Below are 15479 nucleotides of genomic sequence, written 5' to 3' on the forward strand. Positions count from 1 at the left end.
TCTCTTTCGATTATTCGTGACCTTCCAGATCAGTAATGAGTGTCCATAATGACATACCTTTGGAAGCCTTGAACAAAAAGGCATGTTTTTCATCCCGTAGCGGCAGTAGAGCAGCCATTGCCTCTGCTTTGGTCGCGAAGTGCAACTTTTTCCCTGCATAAGCATCATGGAGATGGCGTGAATCTTCACCGATTGTCACGAGCAGCTCGAAGCGCTCGGCGATGTCTTGAATCGAGGCTCCGACGCCCGCGTGCATAGCCCTGCTATCTGGTCCAAGCTCGTACATGTCACCTAACACGACGATTCTTGCGCACTCAGGGTATAGCTCAGCAAATGTCCGTACGGCAGCCTCCATGGAGACGGGGCTGGCATTGTACGCATCACTGATATACACAGTAGCGTGCTTCCCGTTGATTTGCTCAAATCGCATGGCGGAGAGCTGAACGGTGGACAAGGCATAAGCGATTTGCTCCGTATCCATTCCGAGCCTCTTGGCAATCGCGACAGCAGGCAGTGCATTCAGGACACTGTGGCGGCCGTGGAGCGGAAGGAATGCCTCGAAATACTCCCCGGAGGCAAGGTATACTTTGAAACGAGTCCCACCTTCAACCGTTTCGATTTGCTCTGCCCAAATATCCGCTTTCTCATTAACAGAGTAGTACATGAGTTCACCCGGATACAGATGGGCTATCAACCGAAGATACTCCGAATCCTTATTGAGCAGCACAAGCCCGTCAAGAGCGGTATGAGGAAGCAGTTCCGCCTTTGCGAGAGCTATTTTTTCACGCGTGCCAAAATACTCAATATGGGACTCTCCGATAAATGTAATCACGCTAATATCTGGCTGGACCAGCGAAGCGAGCAGATCAATTTCCCCGGCGTGGTTCATCCCGAGCTCCAGTACAGCAGCTTGATGGTTTTCTTCCATCTGCAATAACGACAAAGGTACACCGATGTGGTTGTTGAAGTTTTTATATGTCTTGTATACAGGCGAACGGCTCGCAAGTACGTGTGCCACGATGTCCTTCACGGTTGTTTTCCCGATACTTCCGGTAATGGCGATGCGAGGGAACGAAAAGCTTTTCCGATAAGCGGCAGCCAGCTTTTGAAAGCCACGCAGTGTATCATTGACGAGAATTAACCCAAAATCGTTTGGCAAGTCCCCAGGAATCTTCTCCTGATTCGAAACGAGAGCAGCTACGGCTCCTTGCTCAGCTGCTTGTAACAAAAAATCATGTCCATCCCGTGCGCCGCCTGTCAGCGCTACAAACAAAGATCCCACAGTCAGCTCGCGGGTATCAAAGTGAACGGATGACAAGGCAAGCCCTGGGGAACCAGCGATCAAAATCCCTTCTGCGTTGATTGCTGCCTGATCCAGTGCAATTGGTTTCATCTGCACGAACTCCTTTTTCTTGTTATCCTGTTTCAACCTCGAAGTCATGCTACCATGCGTTAAGTAGCTCCGCAAGACAAAAGTGAGGGAATATGATACGATCAATCCTTACATACATAACTATCCACATACATGAGGAAGAAAGGAGTCTCCCATGGAAAAAAGTATTTTTACCAAAATCATGGATGGTGAAATTCCTGCTCGTATCGAGTATGAGGACGAGCACGTCATTGTCATCCACGATATTGCACCAAAAGCACGCGTTCACTTGTTGATCATCCCGCGTAAGCCAATTCCGACGCTAATGGATGTAAGCGCCGAGGACCTGCCGCTGATCGGACATATCCACCATGTAGCACAACTTCTGGCGAAAAAGCTGGAGCTGCCAGGATTTCGCTTGATTAACAACTGTGGCAAAGAGGGTGGGCAAGAGGTTTTCCACATCCATTATCACCTGTTGTCCGGTTTTTACGAATAAAATTGAACTAAAGGTTGACCTTCTTTAGTCAATTATCCTATAATGAAGTGTGACAGTCTGTTCGTACGTTCGACTCAGGCGTCCCACGGTTTTAGCGGAGGGAGGGAAGACAAATGGCAGAAATTCGAGTCAAGAAAAACGAGTCTTTGGATAGCGCACTTCGCCGCTTCAAGCGTGAAAGCGCAAAATCCGGGGTGATGGCGGAACTGCGTAAACGTCGCCACTTTGAGAAGCCTAGCATTAAGCGCAAGAAGAAATCCGAAGCAGCTCGCAAACGCAAGTTTTAATTGACGGAGGGCTCATCATGAGTGTAATGGAGCGACTCGATCAAGATATGAAGCAGGCAATGAAGGACAGAGCTGCTCTAAAACTCTCTGTTATTCGCATGGTGAAAGCCGCATTAAAGAACGAAGAGATTAACAAGGGCAGACTTTTGTCTGAAGACGAAGTGCTGACCATCTTGACTCGTGAGTTAAAACAACGCCGTGAATCCCTCCACGAATTTGAGAAGGCAGGCCGCGTGGAACTTGCCTCGAAAACGCGCGAAGAGATCGACGTGCTCTCCGCTTACTTACCCGCTCAGCTTAGCGAAGACGAAATTCGTGATATCGTTCGGGAAGGTATCGCAGCTACCAATGCCTCCTCCAAAAAGGAGATGGGCAAAGTGATGGGTGCGATCATGCCGAAAGTGAAAGGCAGAGCAGACGGAAACCTCGTGCAAAAGATTGTATCTGAGGAACTACCATCGTAGACGCGAGTAACACCTCATATAGATACGAACAGAAAAACTCAACCTGTAAAGGTTGGGTTTTTCTTTTTTCCAAATGTGAAAGAAATATGAAACGATTGCCAACCTCTTTCGTATACCTTATTGCACACAAGTTGAAGCTGATAGAAGGAAAGGAGGTACATGCAATGAGTGCAACAAGGCTAGTAAAAAGCCGCGTGCGATTGCTTTTTTCACTTCTTTGCCTGATTATGGGTATGACGATGCTTTTTGCTCCCGCGTCCACAACAGCCAAGACCTATCAAAAAGCTGTCTGGATTCCAGTAGATAGCACGATCGAGCGAGGGCTGGAGAGCTTTTTACACAGAGCATTTGCTGACGCACAGCAGCAACAGGCAGATCTTGTTATCTTGCATATCAATACGCCAGGTGGAGAAGTGAACGCTGCCGACCAGATTGGGCAGTTGATCCGTCAGGCTCCCATGCATGTGATAGCCTACATTGATAACCAGGCTTTTTCAGCGGGAACTTACATCGCCCTGAATGCAAATGAAATTATTATGACTCCGGGTAGTAGCATGGGGGCAGCCACACCGATTGACTTGGCAGGGAATGCAGCAGATATCAAGTTCATTTCCGGTTGGAGTAATAAAATGAAGGCGGCAGCTGAGCTGAATAATCGCAATCCTGACGTTGCTCGCGCGATGGTGGAAATCGATACAGAATTCCCGGGATTAAAGCCAAAAGGCACGGTGCTCTCTCTCGATGCCCAGCAAGCGAAGCGGTTGGGTTATGCGGATGATGTGGTGTCCAATAAGGAAGAACTGCTAAAAAAGCTTGGCATTCAGCCAGATTCCCTTCAGGCCATTGAGCCAACCGGTGGCGAGCTGGTAGCTAGATGGGTGACGAGTCCCATTGTGATGAGTCTTTTGCTCATCATTGGATTGGGAGGAATTGTAGTTGAACTGTTTGCTCCTGGCTTTGGGGTTGCGGGGACGATTTCGCTCTTCGCCTTTAGTCTGTATTTCTTCGGTCATTATGTAGCGGGATTTGCCAACTGGTTGCACATCGGACTGTTTGTCGTCGGAATCTTACTGATGCTTCTGGAAATTTTTCTTCCGGGCGGCATTGTCGGTGCGATTGGCTTCCTGAGCATTGTGACAGGTCTCGTAATGGCAGCCTACGATACGAAGCAAGGGCTCGCATCCCTGGGTGTAGCCGCTTTGGTCACGGTAATTGTAGCATTCATGTTAGTGAAGAAATACGGGGTCAAAGGTTTATTCAACAAGTTTGTCTTGGGTGAGACGCAAAGCAGTGAGGAAGGTTACGTAGCTCCGCGCGATCAGCGTGAGCTGGAAGGAAAATCAGGCATCGCGCTAACGCCATTGCGCCCGGCTGGGGTCGTCAAGGTGGAAGGAAAACGTGTGGATGCCGTATCGGTTGGTGGGTTCATTGAAGCAGGTACCGCCATCACCGTTGTGCAAGTAGAAGGCACGCGTATCGTCGTTGCCGAACTAGAACAAAAGGAGTGAGCTCTTCATGTTTGAAGGCGGTTTGATTCCCCTTATTTTTATGGTGGCAGTAGCCATTGTTGTACTCTCAGTTTTCTTCTCGTTCGTACCAGTCATGCTCTGGATTTCTGCGCTGGCTTCCGGTGTGAATATCGGGATTATTACCCTCGTCGCTATGCGCCTGCGTCGCGTCGTACCATCTCGTATCGTGAATCCGTTGATTAAAGCGCGTAAAGCGGGCTTGCAGCTGGATACAAACCAATTGGAGAGCCATTATCTCGCTGGCGGTAACGTAGACCGTGTAGTAGATGCGCTCGTAGCAGCACAACGCGCGGATATTCCACTTGGCTTCGAACGAGCTGCAGCCATTGATCTGGCTGGTCGTGATGTATTGGAAGCGGTACAAATGAGCGTTAACCCGAAAGTGATTGAAACACCTGTGGTTGCAGCTATGGCAAAAGACGGTATCGAGCTGCGCACTCGTGCAAAAGTAACGGTTCGTGCCAACATTGATCGATTGGTCGGTGGTGCTGGTGAAGAAACCATCATCGCCCGTGTTGGTGAGGGGATCGTATCGACAATTGGTTCGTCAAAAGGACATAAGGACGTATTGGAAAATCCGGATCTGATCTCCAAAACGGTATTGAACAAAGGTCTGGATGCCGGAACTGCTTTTGAAATTCTCTCGATTGATATTGCGGACGTGGATGTAGGGAAGAACATCGGGGCACAATTGCAAACCGACCAAGCAGAAGCAGATAAACGTATTGCCCAAGCGAAAGCGGAAGAGCGTCGTGCCATGGCGGTAGCCCAAGAGCAAGAAATGATCGCGCGCGTACAAGAAATGAAGGCAAAAGTAGTAGAAGCAGAAGCACAAGTACCACTCGCTTTGTCCGAAGCTTTGAAAAGCGGCAAAATGGGCGTAATGGATTATTACAACATGCAAAACATTGCTGCTGATACACAAATGCGTCAATCTTTTGGGCATGCAGGTGACAAACAAGATCCTGCTTTGCCAGACGAGAAAGAATAAGGGCGATTGCCATGGAAGATCTCATGGATCTCGTCGTAGATTTACTGGATTTAGTCGAGTGGATCATCCCGCTCATTGGCAAGTTCTGGTTTGTCATCCTTGGCTACTTAGGATATAAAGCCCTTGGCAAAACCGGAAAGAAGAAGATGTCTCAAGGCAAGAAAATGCCTCCGCTTACCCCGGTAAGCACGTCGGAAATCCCGATGGAAACGGAGGAGTACGGCAGAGAGACGGTGCGAGCATCCTCTAAATACGAGCCACTTCAGCAAGAATCGATGGAAGGGGTTGGAGTTGAGCAGGAATGGGCATTTTCCAGTCCAGCTCGTGCTTCGACGGGTCCGACCATCACAGTGAAGGAATCGGAAACGAAGAAGGTTGCTGATTTGGAACGAGCGAGTACTCTCAAAGCGAAACACGGCAATCCGCGTGATGGGATGAAATGGGCACTCATTTTTGGAGAGCCGCGCTCTAAAGCTCCGTACGCCCAGCAGGTTCGGCAAAGAAAGATTTGATAATAGCAGCAAGTCAAAACAGGTGAACCTCGGTTCGCCTGTTTTTCTTGATACGCAATGTTTTCATGTCGAAATATCTCGAACAACTTGTCTTGTTTCTCGTATCCCGGTTGACTATCCTGAATGTAAAGAAAATTCTTCCGAATAGAAGAAGGAGTAGAGGTCAAGCGATGAATCAACAAATTTTCGAACAAATGGGGCGGTTTCGCCAAAAAGTGATTCGGCTTGCCATCTTCGAAAAGAAATCAGTGTATGAAACAGCGATCGCGTGCGGTTGTTCCGCTGAGAAAGTAAAACGAGTCATGAAAAAATGGAAGGCACTTACACAAGAAAGCAAATAATCAATGGATTTTGTTACATGTATTTCAAAAAGGGAGTTCTCACCTGCTTGCCAAATTGCGAGCGATGAGGGCTCTTTTTTTGTGACCGTTTTTGATGAATGCCACTTTATGCTCGCGCATACGCATAGATAAGAATGGTTTTGCACCTGCAAACAGTTGAGATCGTCATATCCGCCAATATATAGAACGAGAAGGGGGGCTAATCCATGAAGCGTTGGAGCCGCCGTCTGCGCCAGTTGGCCGGAGGGGTGTTGGATCTGCCGCAAGATGTAGTCCTGGAAGTCCCGCGCATCACGATGATCGGCCATTTGCAAATGTATATAGAGAATCATCGAGGAGTCTTGCATTTTAGCGAAAAAGAGCTTCGCCTGTTGTTGACGAACGGTCAAATGATTGTTTCAGGTGAACAGCTTGTCATCCGAGCGATTTTACCTGAGGAGGTTCTGTTAGAAGGCAGAATCGGTGGCGTGAAATTTTTGGAGACGGGACCACAGAGCTCGTAATCTTTGTTAAGGTAGGGGGCGGCACGTATGAGGTATGGAATCAAGGAGTGGGTGGATGGACATGTAACCATTACCGTTCGGGGAAAACGGTTTGAGCGGATGCTGAATATGGCCGTACGGGATGGAATTCGAATCTGGAATATTCGCAGGGTAGGAGAAGAGGTGACTCGCTGCGATATTTTGATTCGGGATTATTTTCGTTTGCGGCCGCTTTTAAAAGAGACAGGCTGTCGCAGTCACGTCGAGGCAAGAGATGGGCTACCTTTCTGGCTGTTGCGTATACGTAGACGATCTGGACTGGCAATTGGGGCTGCTCTTTTTTTCATCGGATTGTACATGCTCTCCTCTTTTGTTTGGAGTGTGGAAGTGAGTGGGACGAAAATGGTTGATCCGCGACGAGTGATTCAAGCCGCCGAACAAGTAGGGATTAAAGAAGGGGCATGGAAGGTCAAACTAAAAGAACCGTTGGTTTTGCAAAAAGAGCTGTTGAGTCTGTTGCCTGAAGCGTCCTGGGTTGGAATTGAGATTCAAGGAACCAAGGTCATGCTTCAGGTGGTTGAAAAAGAGGCTCCCGTAAAGCCGCTTGCAACTGGTCCCCGTCATCTTGTAGCGAAAAAGAGGGCTGTTGTCCATAAAATTCTCCCGGAGGTTGGTCGCAGTCAGGTTGTGAGCAATCAATTGGTAGAAAAAGGCCAAGTGCTTATTTCCGGGATCATCGGCAATGACGACCGTCAACAAGCCGTATCAGCACGAGGCAAGGTGCAAGGGGAAGTGTGGTATATAAGTAACACATCCGTCCCGCTAAAACAAGCGTTGCACCGTTTGACGGGAGAAAAGCTTCAGCATCAATACTTGCTCGTAGGCCCCTATGCGGTATACGTGTGGCCCTTTGAAAAACAGTCCTTTGCACAAGCCGAAATGGCAGAACAACGGTTTCTGCCCTCCTATGCGGGATATACCTCACCACTTGGCTGGAAGACAGTAACGTACGCGCAAACAGAACCCGTTCAAACAGAAATGAGCGTAGAGGAAGCGACGGAGCTGGCTAAAAAATTCGCCAGGGAGGATATCTTGAAAAAAGCTGGAAAAGATGCGTTCATTCAGGACGAAAAAGTTTTGCACGTCACAACAGAGAATGGTAAAGTTTACGTAAGCATTCATTTTTCCGTCATTGAAGATATTGCCATTGAACAGCCTTTTGTTGGGCAGTGAGGGATGGCAAGCAAATGACGCATTGCTGATTACCGTTGCAAGGAGATGGAAGCCTGTTGCACGTACAAGATGAGGTAAGAATCCCGTTTTCAGACGCATCTGAGGCCTTGCTGTTGTTCGGACCACATGACGCGTACCTAACACTGATCGAGCAAAGAAATTCCGCCAAAATCATGACCCGAGAAGGCGAACTGGTTATTAGCGGGGATAAGCCGGAAGTGGACAAACTGACAGCGTTAATTGAAATTCTGCTACAGTTGATTCGCAGAGGGATTGCCCTGTCCGAGAGAGACATCTCTTATGCGATGTCGTTGATTGAACGGGGAGAAGGTGCCCAACTGCTCGATGTGTATGATGAAGAAGTCGCTCGTACCCAACGTGGCAAAGTAATCAGGGCAAAGACTTTGGGCCAGCGTCATTATTTGTCTGCGATCAAGAAGCATGACATTGTGTTTGGAATTGGACCAGCTGGTACAGGAAAAACGTATTTGGCTGTTGTCACAGCAGTAAATGCGTTGAAAAATGGGCGTGTCAAACGGATCGTTCTTACCAGACCGGCCGTAGAAGCGGGGGAGAGCCTTGGATTTTTGCCAGGAGATTTGCAGGAAAAAGTAGACCCTTACCTGCGTCCGCTCTATGATGCCTTGTACGACATGCTGGGCAATGAACAAGTCGCCAAAATGATGGAACGAGGACTTATTGAGGTTGCTCCTTTGGCGTACATGCGTGGTCGTACGCTCGAAGATTCCTTCGTTATTTTGGATGAAGCCCAGAACACGACTCCCGAGCAAATGAAAATGTTTTTGACCAGGCTTGGCTTTGGTTCCAAAATGGTCATTACGGGTGATGTGACTCAGGTGGATTTGCCAAAAGGCAAGAAATCCGGATTGCGCGAAGCACAGCGCATCTTAAATCCGATTTCCGATGTAGCCTTTATTCATTTCCAAGAGGGAGACGTCGTTCGTCACAGTCTGGTACAAAAAATCATCGCTGCTTATGCCAAGGAAGAAGTAGAACACGGCTATTAATAAATGGCGTCACAAAAAGGAGATCGTTTACCTGTGTTATCTGTAGAAATCCTTCATGAAGAAATCGAACCGATCGATGAGAATTTGCAAAACCTGCTTGTCCGTTGTCTGGAAGCAGCGGCAAAGCTGGAAGAGGTACAAGGAGAAGTAGTTGTCACGCTGGTGAACAACGAGCGCATCCACGAGCTAAATCGCGACTATCGTGGCGTTGATCGGCCTACGGATGTTCTGTCCTTTGCGATGAATGAGCCAGGTGAAGGGGAAATGGAAATCTTCATTGATGAGGATGAGGCCAGCGAGTTTCCGAATATGCTTGGAGATATCATCATCTCGGTGCCAAAAGCACATGAGCAGGCCGAAGACTATGGTCATTCATTCGAACGCGAACTCGGATTTCTCACGGTTCATGGTTTTCTTCACCTTCTGGGCTATGATCATGGGACGCCAGAAGAAGAGAAGGAAATGTTTTCACGTCAAGAAAAGGTACTGGAAGAAATCGGCTTGACGAGGTAGGAGATTACGTTGAAGGAATGGCGACGATTGACTCGCAGCTTCACCTACGCTCTGCAAGGAATTTCCTATACCGTACGGACACAGCGAAACATGCAAATCCACGTAGCCGCAGCCATAGTGGTGCTGGCGGCAGCGTGGTGGCTGCAGATACCCCGCAGCGATGTTTTGCTGGTCCTTTTTTCTATCGGTTTGGTCTTCTCCCTTGAGCTGGTAAATACTTCGATCGAAGCAGTCGTTGATTTAGCTTCCCCGGAATGGCACGCCAAGGCGAAGATTGCCAAAGATGTGGGAGCAGGAGCTGTGCTTGTGGCGGCGATCCTGTCTTTTATCATCGGAGTCATCGTATTTGGACAGCCACTGTTGCAAAAAGTATGGGGATAGTTTTTACTAGTGATACCGGACGGGTCATTCCAGTTGACCTTTCAGTCTGGTTTCTTCGTGTCTCTTTGGACAGATTCTGTTGTGAAATGATGTTAAAGAACAATCATATGAGGAATGATGAAAATGGATAAACAAGCATTATTAGCACAAGCAATCGAAGCCAGAAAGCTCGCTTATGTACCGTACTCCAAGTTTCAGGTCGGAGCAGCTCTTTTAGCTGAGAGTGGCAAGGTTTATTTGGGAGGCAATATCGAAAATGCAGCGTACTCGCTGTGCAACTGCGCAGAGCGTACAGCTCTTTTTAAAGCGTATTCGGAAGGTGATCGGACTTACAAGGCATTAGCTGTCGCTGCCGATACGCCACAAGCTGTGTCACCGTGCGGGGCTTGCCGACAAGTCATCGCGGAGCTGTGCCCGTCGGACATGCCTGTATTTTTGACGAATCTCAAAGGCGACATTTGGGAAACGACAGTATCTGCCCTGCTTCCAGGCGCATTCACCAAGGAGGATTTACGTGGATAATCGCAAGACCAAGCAATCGTTTAAATCTGGCTTTGTCTCCATCGTGGGACGCCCAAATGTTGGGAAATCAACACTGTTGAATCATATTGTAGGGCATAAAATTGCCATCATGTCGAATAAACCGCAAACGACACGCAACAAAATTACAGCGGTGCATACGACCGAAGAGGGTCAAATTATTTTCTTGGATACACCGGGGATTCACAAGCCTCAATCCAAACTCGGAAACTACATGGTTTCGGTTGCCGAAAATACATTGAACGAAGTAGACCTCGTTTTGTTTGTTGTCGATGCAACAGAAAAACGCGGAGCCGGGGATGACTACATCATCGAGCGGTTGAAGCAGGTCAAAACGCCAGTATTTTTGGTCATCAACAAAATTGACAAAGTACACCCGGAAGCATTGTTGCCAATTATTGACGATTACCGCAAATTGTATGATTTCAAGCAGATTGTTCCGATCTCTGCTCTGGAAGGTAACAATACAGCATCATTGCAGCAGGCTATTTTGGGTGAAATGGAAGAAGGCCCGATGTATTACCCTGCTGACCAGGTGACAGACCATCCGGAACGCTTTGTAGCAGCTGAATTGATTCGGGAAAAAGTTCTGCATTTGACGAGAGAAGAAGTACCTCACTCCATTGCTGTCGTCATTGAAGAAATGAAGCGAGGCGAAAATGGCAAGACACTTTACATTTACGCGGCCATTTATGTAGAGCGGGATTCCCAGCGCGGTATTTTGATCGGGCAAAAAGGTCAGATGCTCAAAGAAATTGGTCAACGCGCGCGCAAGGATATCGAGCGACTGATGGGGGACCAAGTATTTTTGGAGCTTTGGATCAAAGTGAAAAAGGATTGGCGCAACCAAGATCGGATGCTGCGTAACTTCGGTTTCTACGACGAGCAATAATATTCCCAACGCGATGTGTTAATTTTTCCAAGGCATAGAATAACGGGCAAAGGTGATTCTAAGAAGGAAGTGGATAGACCCGATATAGGAAAGGATGATGCTCCTTGCTTCGTGACTTTTCTTGGAGAGTTTTCGCTTCAACCGGTGACATCCATGCTTACCTTCTCTACCGTGATCACCATCAAACAGATGTTTCCAGCGAGGAGACCTCGTTTGATCTCGCCCAGGAAGAATTGGGTGACACACAGGCATGCTTGTAAAATGGGAAGGGATTGTCATTCGCAGTGTGGACTATGGCGAGTCCAGTAAAGTGGTGACAATGTTTACCCGGGAGAACGGCAAATTAGGCGTGATGGCCCGTGGTGCCAAAAAGACCAAAAGCCGTCTTGCCGCCGTCTCCCAGTTGTTTTCGCATAGTTATTATCTATGCAAGGCAGGACCCGGTACGGGAATGCCTGATCTCTCTCAGGGAGATATGCTGGATTCGTTCCGGGATATGCGGCAAAGCCTGACTGCTACGGCTTATGCCGCATACATAGCAGAACTTTTGGATCGACTGACGCAGGAAAGGGAGCCGAATCCCTATTTGTTTCAGCTACTTCTTCATACGTTCCGCCATTTGGATGAAGGACGAGATGCTGAGATTCTGTGTCGGATTTTTGAGACCAAGATGCTCATTGTAGCGGGGATCTCCCCGCAGCTCACAGCGTGTGCAAACTGTGGCGAACAGCGCGAACCCTATGCGATCAGTGTGGGGCAGGGCGGCCTGTTGTGCCCAGTTTGCCTGCCTTCCGATCCGTATGCGATGGCAGTTACACCCTCGACCTGGAAGCTGTTACGGCTGTTCCAGGTATTTGATTTGGAACGGCTTGGTGACATTGAAGTAAAACCGGCTACACGCAACCAGCTCAAGCATGTACTGCGGAGCTTCATGGACGAGTATCTGGATCTCAGGCTGAAAAGTCGGTCATTTCTGGAGCAACTGGAGCGTATGGAAAGAATGACGCAATCAGATCAGGACTAATTGACATACGAATTTGTTTTCGTTATGATAAGAACCAAACTTGTATACCGAATGTTGCCGTGAAGGAAAAGAGTAGTCGGCCACTGGCTGTGAGTAGCGAATCGGGGATAGTGGGAGCCCGGTCACCATGCTGATGAAGGGCGTTCTGGAGCAATTTGATTGTAAGGTGGGCGAAGAAGTCATTCGCCAAGTAGGGTGGAACCGCGAGAATCCTCTCGTCCCTACACTGTCGCATCAGGCAGTGTAGAGGCGGGAGGTTTTTTTAGTTTCGACTTAAAGCCAAGTTCTAAGTTCTACGAAGTTTAGAGGAGGATCAAGCATGAAAATGACATTTCAAGACATCATTTTGACGCTGCAAAATTTTTGGGCAAAGCAAAACTGTCTCATTGTCCAGCCGTATGACGTTGAAAAAGGGGCGGGTACGCTAAACCCAATGACCTTCCTTCGTTCCATTGGACCTGAGCCGTGGAATGTAGCATATGTGGAGCCTTCCCGTCGCCCGGCTGACGGACGATATGGGGAAAACCCAAACCGTTTGTATCAGCATCACCAGTTCCAAGTAATCATGAAGCCATCGCCGGACAACATTCAGGAGCTGTACCTGGAGAGCTTGCGCGAACTCGGGATCGAGCCACTGGAGCATGATATCCGATTTGTTGAGGACAACTGGGAGCACCCTGGTCTTGGCGCTTGGGGCTTAGGTTGGGAAGTTTGGCTGGACGGAATGGAGATCACACAGTTCACGTACTTCCAGCAAGTGGGCGGTCTGGAATGTAAACCAGTGGCAGTCGAGCTGACTTACGGACTGGAGCGTTTGGCTTCCTATATTCAGGAAAAAGAAAATGTGTTCGATCTGGAATGGTGCAACGGGTATACGTACGGAGATGTATTCCTGCAACCAGAATACGAGCATTCCAAATACACATTTGAGCTGTCTGATGTCGACATGCTGTTCTCTCTCTACAATACGTATGAGGCGGAAGCAAAGAGACTGATGGCGGAGCGCCTGGTTTACCCGGCTTATGACTATGTACTGAAATGCTCCCACACCTTCAACTTGCTGGATGCACGTGGAGCCATCAGTGTGACGGAGCGTACAGGCTACATCGCTCGTGTACGTAATCTGTCTCGTGAAGTAGCACAAACCTACTATAAAGAGCGTGAGCGACTCGGTTTCCCGCTTTTGCAAAAAGGCAACGCAGACGCTGCGGATCAAGTGAATCAGGTGAAGGGAGAGGATACAAATGAGTAAGCGCGATTTACTTGTAGAGGTTGGTTTAGAAGAAATGCCTGCTCGTTTTGTCGCACAGGCAGCGGCACAATTCAAGGAAAAAGTAGAAAAGTGGCTGACTGCTGAGCGCGTGCCGTTTGATCAAATTACGGCATTGGAGACACCTCGTCGCTTTGCCCTGTTAATCAATGGATTGGCAGAAAAGCAGCCTGACCGCAATGATGAAGCGAAAGGTCCTGCACGCAAAATCGCACAAGATGAAGCGGGCAACTGGTCCAAGGCAGCACTCGGATTTGCACGGAGCAACAATGTTGAGCCTGACCAATTGTATTATAAAGAAGTAAACGGGATCGAGTATGTTCATGCTCGCAAATCCGAAGCGGGAAAACCAACTACTGAGCTTTTGCCGCAACTGGCTGAAGTAATCACCGGCATGAGCTTCCCGAAAAATATGCGCTGGGGCGCACGCGAGTTGAAATACGTTCGTCCGATTCGTTGGCTGGTTGCTTTGTTCGGCGATGAATTGATCGATCTGGAGATTGCAGGTGTAAAAAGCGGACGCGTTTCGCGTGGACACCGCTTCTTGGGAACAGAGGTTACCTTGAATCACCCAAGCGAATACGTGAGCAAGCTGGCTGAGCAATATGTCATGGTGAAGCCCGACGAGCGTAGAGCAACCATTGTAGAACAAATTCATCGCTTGGAGAAAGAAAATGGCTGGACAATTCCAATGGACGAAGGGCTTCTGGATGAGGTAGTTCATCTTGTAGAATACCCGACCGCTCTTTACGGTACGTTCGAACAAGAGTTCCTTTCCATTCCACGTGAGGTTTTGGTTACCTCCATGCGTGAACACCAGCGTTATTTCCCTGTTGAAAATGCACAGGGTCAATTGCTGAATCATTTTGTGACAGTACGTAACGGAGACAGCCGCGCTCTGGAAAACGTAGCGAAAGGGAATGAAAAAGTTCTTCGCGCACGCTTGTCTGACGCTCGTTTCTTCTACGTGGAGGACCAAAAGCTGTCCATTGAAAGCTGCCTGAAACGCTTGGAGACAATCGTTTACCATGAAGAGCTGGGAACAATTGGTGATAAAGTTCGCCGTGTACGCAAAACAGCTGCGCAAATAGCAAGCAAGCTAGGCGTGAGCGCGGAAGAAACCAAGCAAGTCGACCGCATTGCAGAAATCGCAAAATTCGACCTCGTGACCAACATGGTAGGGGAGTTCCCTGAACTGCAAGGGATCATGGGTGAAGATTACGCGCGCAAAGCGGGTGAGTCCGACGTCGTTGCAAGTGGCGTATTTGAGCATTACCTCCCGCGTTTTGCAGGAGACAAAATGCCTGCTTCGGCTCAAGGCGCGATCGTCAGTCTGGCTGACAAGATGGACACGATTGTAGGCTGCTTCTCGATCGGTATTGTGCCTACTGGCTCACAGGACCCGTATGGTCTGCGCCGTATGGCAGCGGGGATCGTTACAATTTTGGTGGAGCGCGATTGGCAAATTTCTCTTGCCGATCTGTGGGATGCCGCGATGGAAGGCTATGTAGCGCAAGGCGTAAACAAGAGAGCCGCAGAAGACGTGAAAAAAGACCTCGTAGACTTCTTCGCACTCCGACTGAAAAATGTCTTGCAGGATCATGGTGTTCGTTACGATGTCATCGACGCCGTTCTTGCTGCCGACCTGACATTGGTTCCAGAGGTGCTGGCAAAAGCAAAAGCACTAATGGGGGCGGTACAAACAGAAGAATTCAAGCTGATTGTGGAGCAGTTTAACCGGGTGAACAATCTGGCGCAAAAAGCGGAAGCAGACCAAGTCAGCGAAGCTTTGTTCGCAGAAGATGTGGAGCGGGCCTTGTATCAGGCATTCCAAGCTGTTCAGAAGGATGTAGAGGGTCTGAAGGATCAAGAGAAGGTGCTCGCAACCTTGTCAACCTTGCGCCAGCCGATTAACGCATTCTTTGATAAAGTCATGGTCATGGCCGAAGATCAGGCTGTTCGTGCGAATCGTCTTGGACTTCTCTTGCAGCTTTCTCGTGTGCTTTATCGCTACGCAGATTTTTCCAAAATTGTTTTCGCCTAAACCAAATAACACTGGTGCCTTCGTCTGAAAATCAGGCGGGGGCACCTTTTTTCCGCGTGAAAGAAGGAATATCCCGT

The 15479-nt window shown here is 48.6% G+C and carries 19 protein-coding genes; 18 read left to right on the plus strand and 1 reads right to left on the minus strand.

Annotated features, from left to right (window positions below; genetic code table 11):
- Nucleotides 1-10: 10 nt before the first annotated feature.
- Complete coding sequence (locus BBR47_RS10545; protein WP_012685762.1) at nucleotides 11-1393, minus strand: UDP-N-acetylmuramoyl-tripeptide--D-alanyl-D-alanine ligase; 1383 nt, start codon at nucleotides 1391-1393, stop codon at nucleotides 11-13.
- A gap of 154 nt (nucleotides 1394-1547) precedes the next feature.
- Here BBR47_RS10545 and BBR47_RS10550 point away from each other — a divergent pair, with 154 nt between their 5' ends.
- The 18 genes from BBR47_RS10550 (at nucleotide 1548) to glyS (ending at nucleotide 15402) form a co-directional block, all read left to right on the plus strand.
- On the plus strand, nucleotides 1548-1871 hold the full coding sequence (locus tag BBR47_RS10550; RefSeq protein WP_012685763.1) for a histidine triad nucleotide-binding protein: 324 nt from the start codon (nucleotides 1548-1550) through the stop codon (nucleotides 1869-1871).
- A gap of 113 nt (nucleotides 1872-1984) precedes the next feature.
- Nucleotides 1985-2158: a 30S ribosomal protein S21 gene (rpsU, locus tag BBR47_RS10555; RefSeq protein WP_007727630.1), complete on the plus strand. Its 174-nt coding sequence runs from the start codon at nucleotides 1985-1987 to the stop codon at nucleotides 2156-2158.
- A gap of 17 nt (nucleotides 2159-2175) precedes the next feature.
- Nucleotides 2176-2622, plus strand: a complete 447-nt coding sequence (locus BBR47_RS10560) for a GatB/YqeY domain-containing protein (protein WP_007727628.1) — start codon at nucleotides 2176-2178, stop codon at nucleotides 2620-2622.
- Between the two features lie 164 nt (nucleotides 2623-2786).
- Nucleotides 2787-4130, plus strand: a complete 1344-nt coding sequence (locus BBR47_RS10565; RefSeq protein WP_012685764.1) for an NfeD family protein — start codon at nucleotides 2787-2789, stop codon at nucleotides 4128-4130.
- Nucleotides 4131-4137: 7 nt separating this feature from the next.
- A complete protein-coding gene (gene floA, locus BBR47_RS10570; protein WP_012685765.1) occupies nucleotides 4138-5142 on the plus strand; it encodes a flotillin-like protein FloA in 1005 nt (334 codons plus the stop codon).
- A gap of 11 nt (nucleotides 5143-5153) precedes the next feature.
- Nucleotides 5154-5654 carry a hypothetical protein gene (locus tag BBR47_RS10575; protein WP_012685766.1) on the plus strand — a complete coding sequence of 167 codons (501 nt, stop codon included), beginning with the start codon at nucleotides 5154-5156 and terminating at the stop codon, nucleotides 5652-5654.
- Between the two features lie 170 nt (nucleotides 5655-5824).
- Entirely contained in the window at nucleotides 5825-5995 is a 171-nt protein-coding gene (locus tag BBR47_RS30845) for a sigma-70 family RNA polymerase sigma factor (protein ID WP_155801082.1), read from the plus strand.
- A 206-nt stretch (nucleotides 5996-6201) separates the two neighbouring features.
- Nucleotides 6202-6498, plus strand: coding sequence for a sporulation protein YqfC (gene yqfC / locus BBR47_RS10580; protein ID WP_007727617.1), 297 nt, complete (start codon nucleotides 6202-6204; stop codon nucleotides 6496-6498).
- 27 nt (nucleotides 6499-6525) lie between these two features.
- Entirely contained in the window at nucleotides 6526-7710 is a 1185-nt protein-coding gene (gene yqfD, locus BBR47_RS10585) for a sporulation protein YqfD (protein ID WP_012685768.1), read from the plus strand.
- A 56-nt stretch (nucleotides 7711-7766) separates the two neighbouring features.
- Nucleotides 7767-8738: a PhoH family protein gene (locus BBR47_RS10590; RefSeq protein WP_012685769.1), complete on the plus strand. Its 972-nt coding sequence runs from the start codon at nucleotides 7767-7769 to the stop codon at nucleotides 8736-8738.
- Between the two features lie 3 nt (nucleotides 8739-8741).
- Nucleotides 8742-9251, plus strand: coding sequence for an rRNA maturation RNase YbeY (gene ybeY / locus BBR47_RS10595; RefSeq protein WP_253901956.1), 510 nt, complete (start codon nucleotides 8742-8744; stop codon nucleotides 9249-9251).
- Nucleotides 9252-9260: 9 nt separating this feature from the next.
- Nucleotides 9261-9632: a diacylglycerol kinase family protein gene (locus BBR47_RS10600; RefSeq protein ID WP_012685770.1), complete on the plus strand. Its 372-nt coding sequence runs from the start codon at nucleotides 9261-9263 to the stop codon at nucleotides 9630-9632.
- Nucleotides 9633-9755: 123 nt separating this feature from the next.
- Nucleotides 9756-10154: a cytidine deaminase gene (cdd, locus tag BBR47_RS10605; protein WP_012685771.1), complete on the plus strand. Its 399-nt coding sequence runs from the start codon at nucleotides 9756-9758 to the stop codon at nucleotides 10152-10154.
- Nucleotides 10147-11064, plus strand: a complete 918-nt coding sequence (era, locus tag BBR47_RS10610) for a GTPase Era (protein WP_012685772.1) — start codon at nucleotides 10147-10149, stop codon at nucleotides 11062-11064. The genes cdd and era overlap by 8 nt, the downstream gene beginning before the upstream one ends.
- A gap of 104 nt (nucleotides 11065-11168) precedes the next feature.
- Nucleotides 11169-11324: a YqzL family protein gene (locus BBR47_RS30280; protein ID WP_012685773.1), complete on the plus strand. Its 156-nt coding sequence runs from the start codon at nucleotides 11169-11171 to the stop codon at nucleotides 11322-11324.
- Nucleotides 11315-12088: a DNA repair protein RecO gene (recO, locus tag BBR47_RS10615; protein ID WP_012685774.1), complete on the plus strand. Its 774-nt coding sequence runs from the start codon at nucleotides 11315-11317 to the stop codon at nucleotides 12086-12088. Before BBR47_RS30280 ends, recO begins: the two co-directional genes overlap by 10 nt.
- A 325-nt stretch (nucleotides 12089-12413) precedes the next feature.
- A complete protein-coding gene (glyQ, locus tag BBR47_RS10620; RefSeq protein ID WP_012685775.1) occupies nucleotides 12414-13340 on the plus strand; it encodes a glycine--tRNA ligase subunit alpha in 927 nt (308 codons plus the stop codon).
- Nucleotides 13333-15402 carry a glycine--tRNA ligase subunit beta gene (glyS, locus tag BBR47_RS10625; protein WP_012685776.1) on the plus strand — a complete coding sequence of 690 codons (2070 nt, stop codon included), beginning with the start codon at nucleotides 13333-13335 and terminating at the stop codon, nucleotides 15400-15402. The genes glyQ and glyS overlap by 8 nt, the downstream gene beginning before the upstream one ends.
- Nucleotides 15403-15479 lie beyond the last annotated feature (77 nt).

The organism is Brevibacillus brevis NBRC 100599, from assembly GCF_000010165.1.
GTDB classification, from domain to species: domain Bacteria; phylum Bacillota; class Bacilli; order Brevibacillales; family Brevibacillaceae; genus Brevibacillus; species Brevibacillus brevis_D.

What these genes read in the sequence shown, in the direction of transcription:
- BBR47_RS10545 (WP_012685762.1), bottom strand. Translation starts at nt 1,393, where the DNA reads ATGAAACCAATTGCACTGGATCAGGCAGCAATCAACGCAGAAGGGATT.
- BBR47_RS10550 (WP_012685763.1), top strand. Translation starts at nt 1,548, where the DNA reads ATGGAAAAAAGTATTTTTACCAAAATCATGGATGGTGAAATTCCTGCT.
- rpsU (WP_007727630.1), top strand. Translation starts at nt 1,985, where the DNA reads ATGGCAGAAATTCGAGTCAAGAAAAACGAGTCTTTGGATAGCGCACTT.
- BBR47_RS10560 (WP_007727628.1), top strand. Translation starts at nt 2,176, where the DNA reads ATGAGTGTAATGGAGCGACTCGATCAAGATATGAAGCAGGCAATGAAG.
- BBR47_RS10565 (WP_012685764.1), top strand. Translation starts at nt 2,787, where the DNA reads ATGAGTGCAACAAGGCTAGTAAAAAGCCGCGTGCGATTGCTTTTTTCA.
- floA (WP_012685765.1), top strand. Translation starts at nt 4,138, where the DNA reads ATGTTTGAAGGCGGTTTGATTCCCCTTATTTTTATGGTGGCAGTAGCC.
- BBR47_RS10575 (WP_012685766.1), top strand. Translation starts at nt 5,154, where the DNA reads ATGGAAGATCTCATGGATCTCGTCGTAGATTTACTGGATTTAGTCGAG.
- BBR47_RS30845 (WP_155801082.1), top strand. Translation starts at nt 5,825, where the DNA reads ATGAATCAACAAATTTTCGAACAAATGGGGCGGTTTCGCCAAAAAGTG.
- yqfC (WP_007727617.1), top strand. Translation starts at nt 6,202, where the DNA reads ATGAAGCGTTGGAGCCGCCGTCTGCGCCAGTTGGCCGGAGGGGTGTTG.
- yqfD (WP_012685768.1), top strand. Translation starts at nt 6,526, where the DNA reads ATGAGGTATGGAATCAAGGAGTGGGTGGATGGACATGTAACCATTACC.
- ybeY (WP_253901956.1), top strand. Translation starts at nt 8,742, where the DNA reads ATGGCGTCACAAAAAGGAGATCGTTTACCTGTGTTATCTGTAGAAATC.
- cdd (WP_012685771.1), top strand. Translation starts at nt 9,756, where the DNA reads ATGGATAAACAAGCATTATTAGCACAAGCAATCGAAGCCAGAAAGCTC.
- recO (WP_012685774.1), top strand. Translation starts at nt 11,315, where the DNA reads ATGCTTGTAAAATGGGAAGGGATTGTCATTCGCAGTGTGGACTATGGC.
- glyQ (WP_012685775.1), top strand. Translation starts at nt 12,414, where the DNA reads ATGACATTTCAAGACATCATTTTGACGCTGCAAAATTTTTGGGCAAAG.
- glyS (WP_012685776.1), top strand. Translation starts at nt 13,333, where the DNA reads ATGAGTAAGCGCGATTTACTTGTAGAGGTTGGTTTAGAAGAAATGCCT.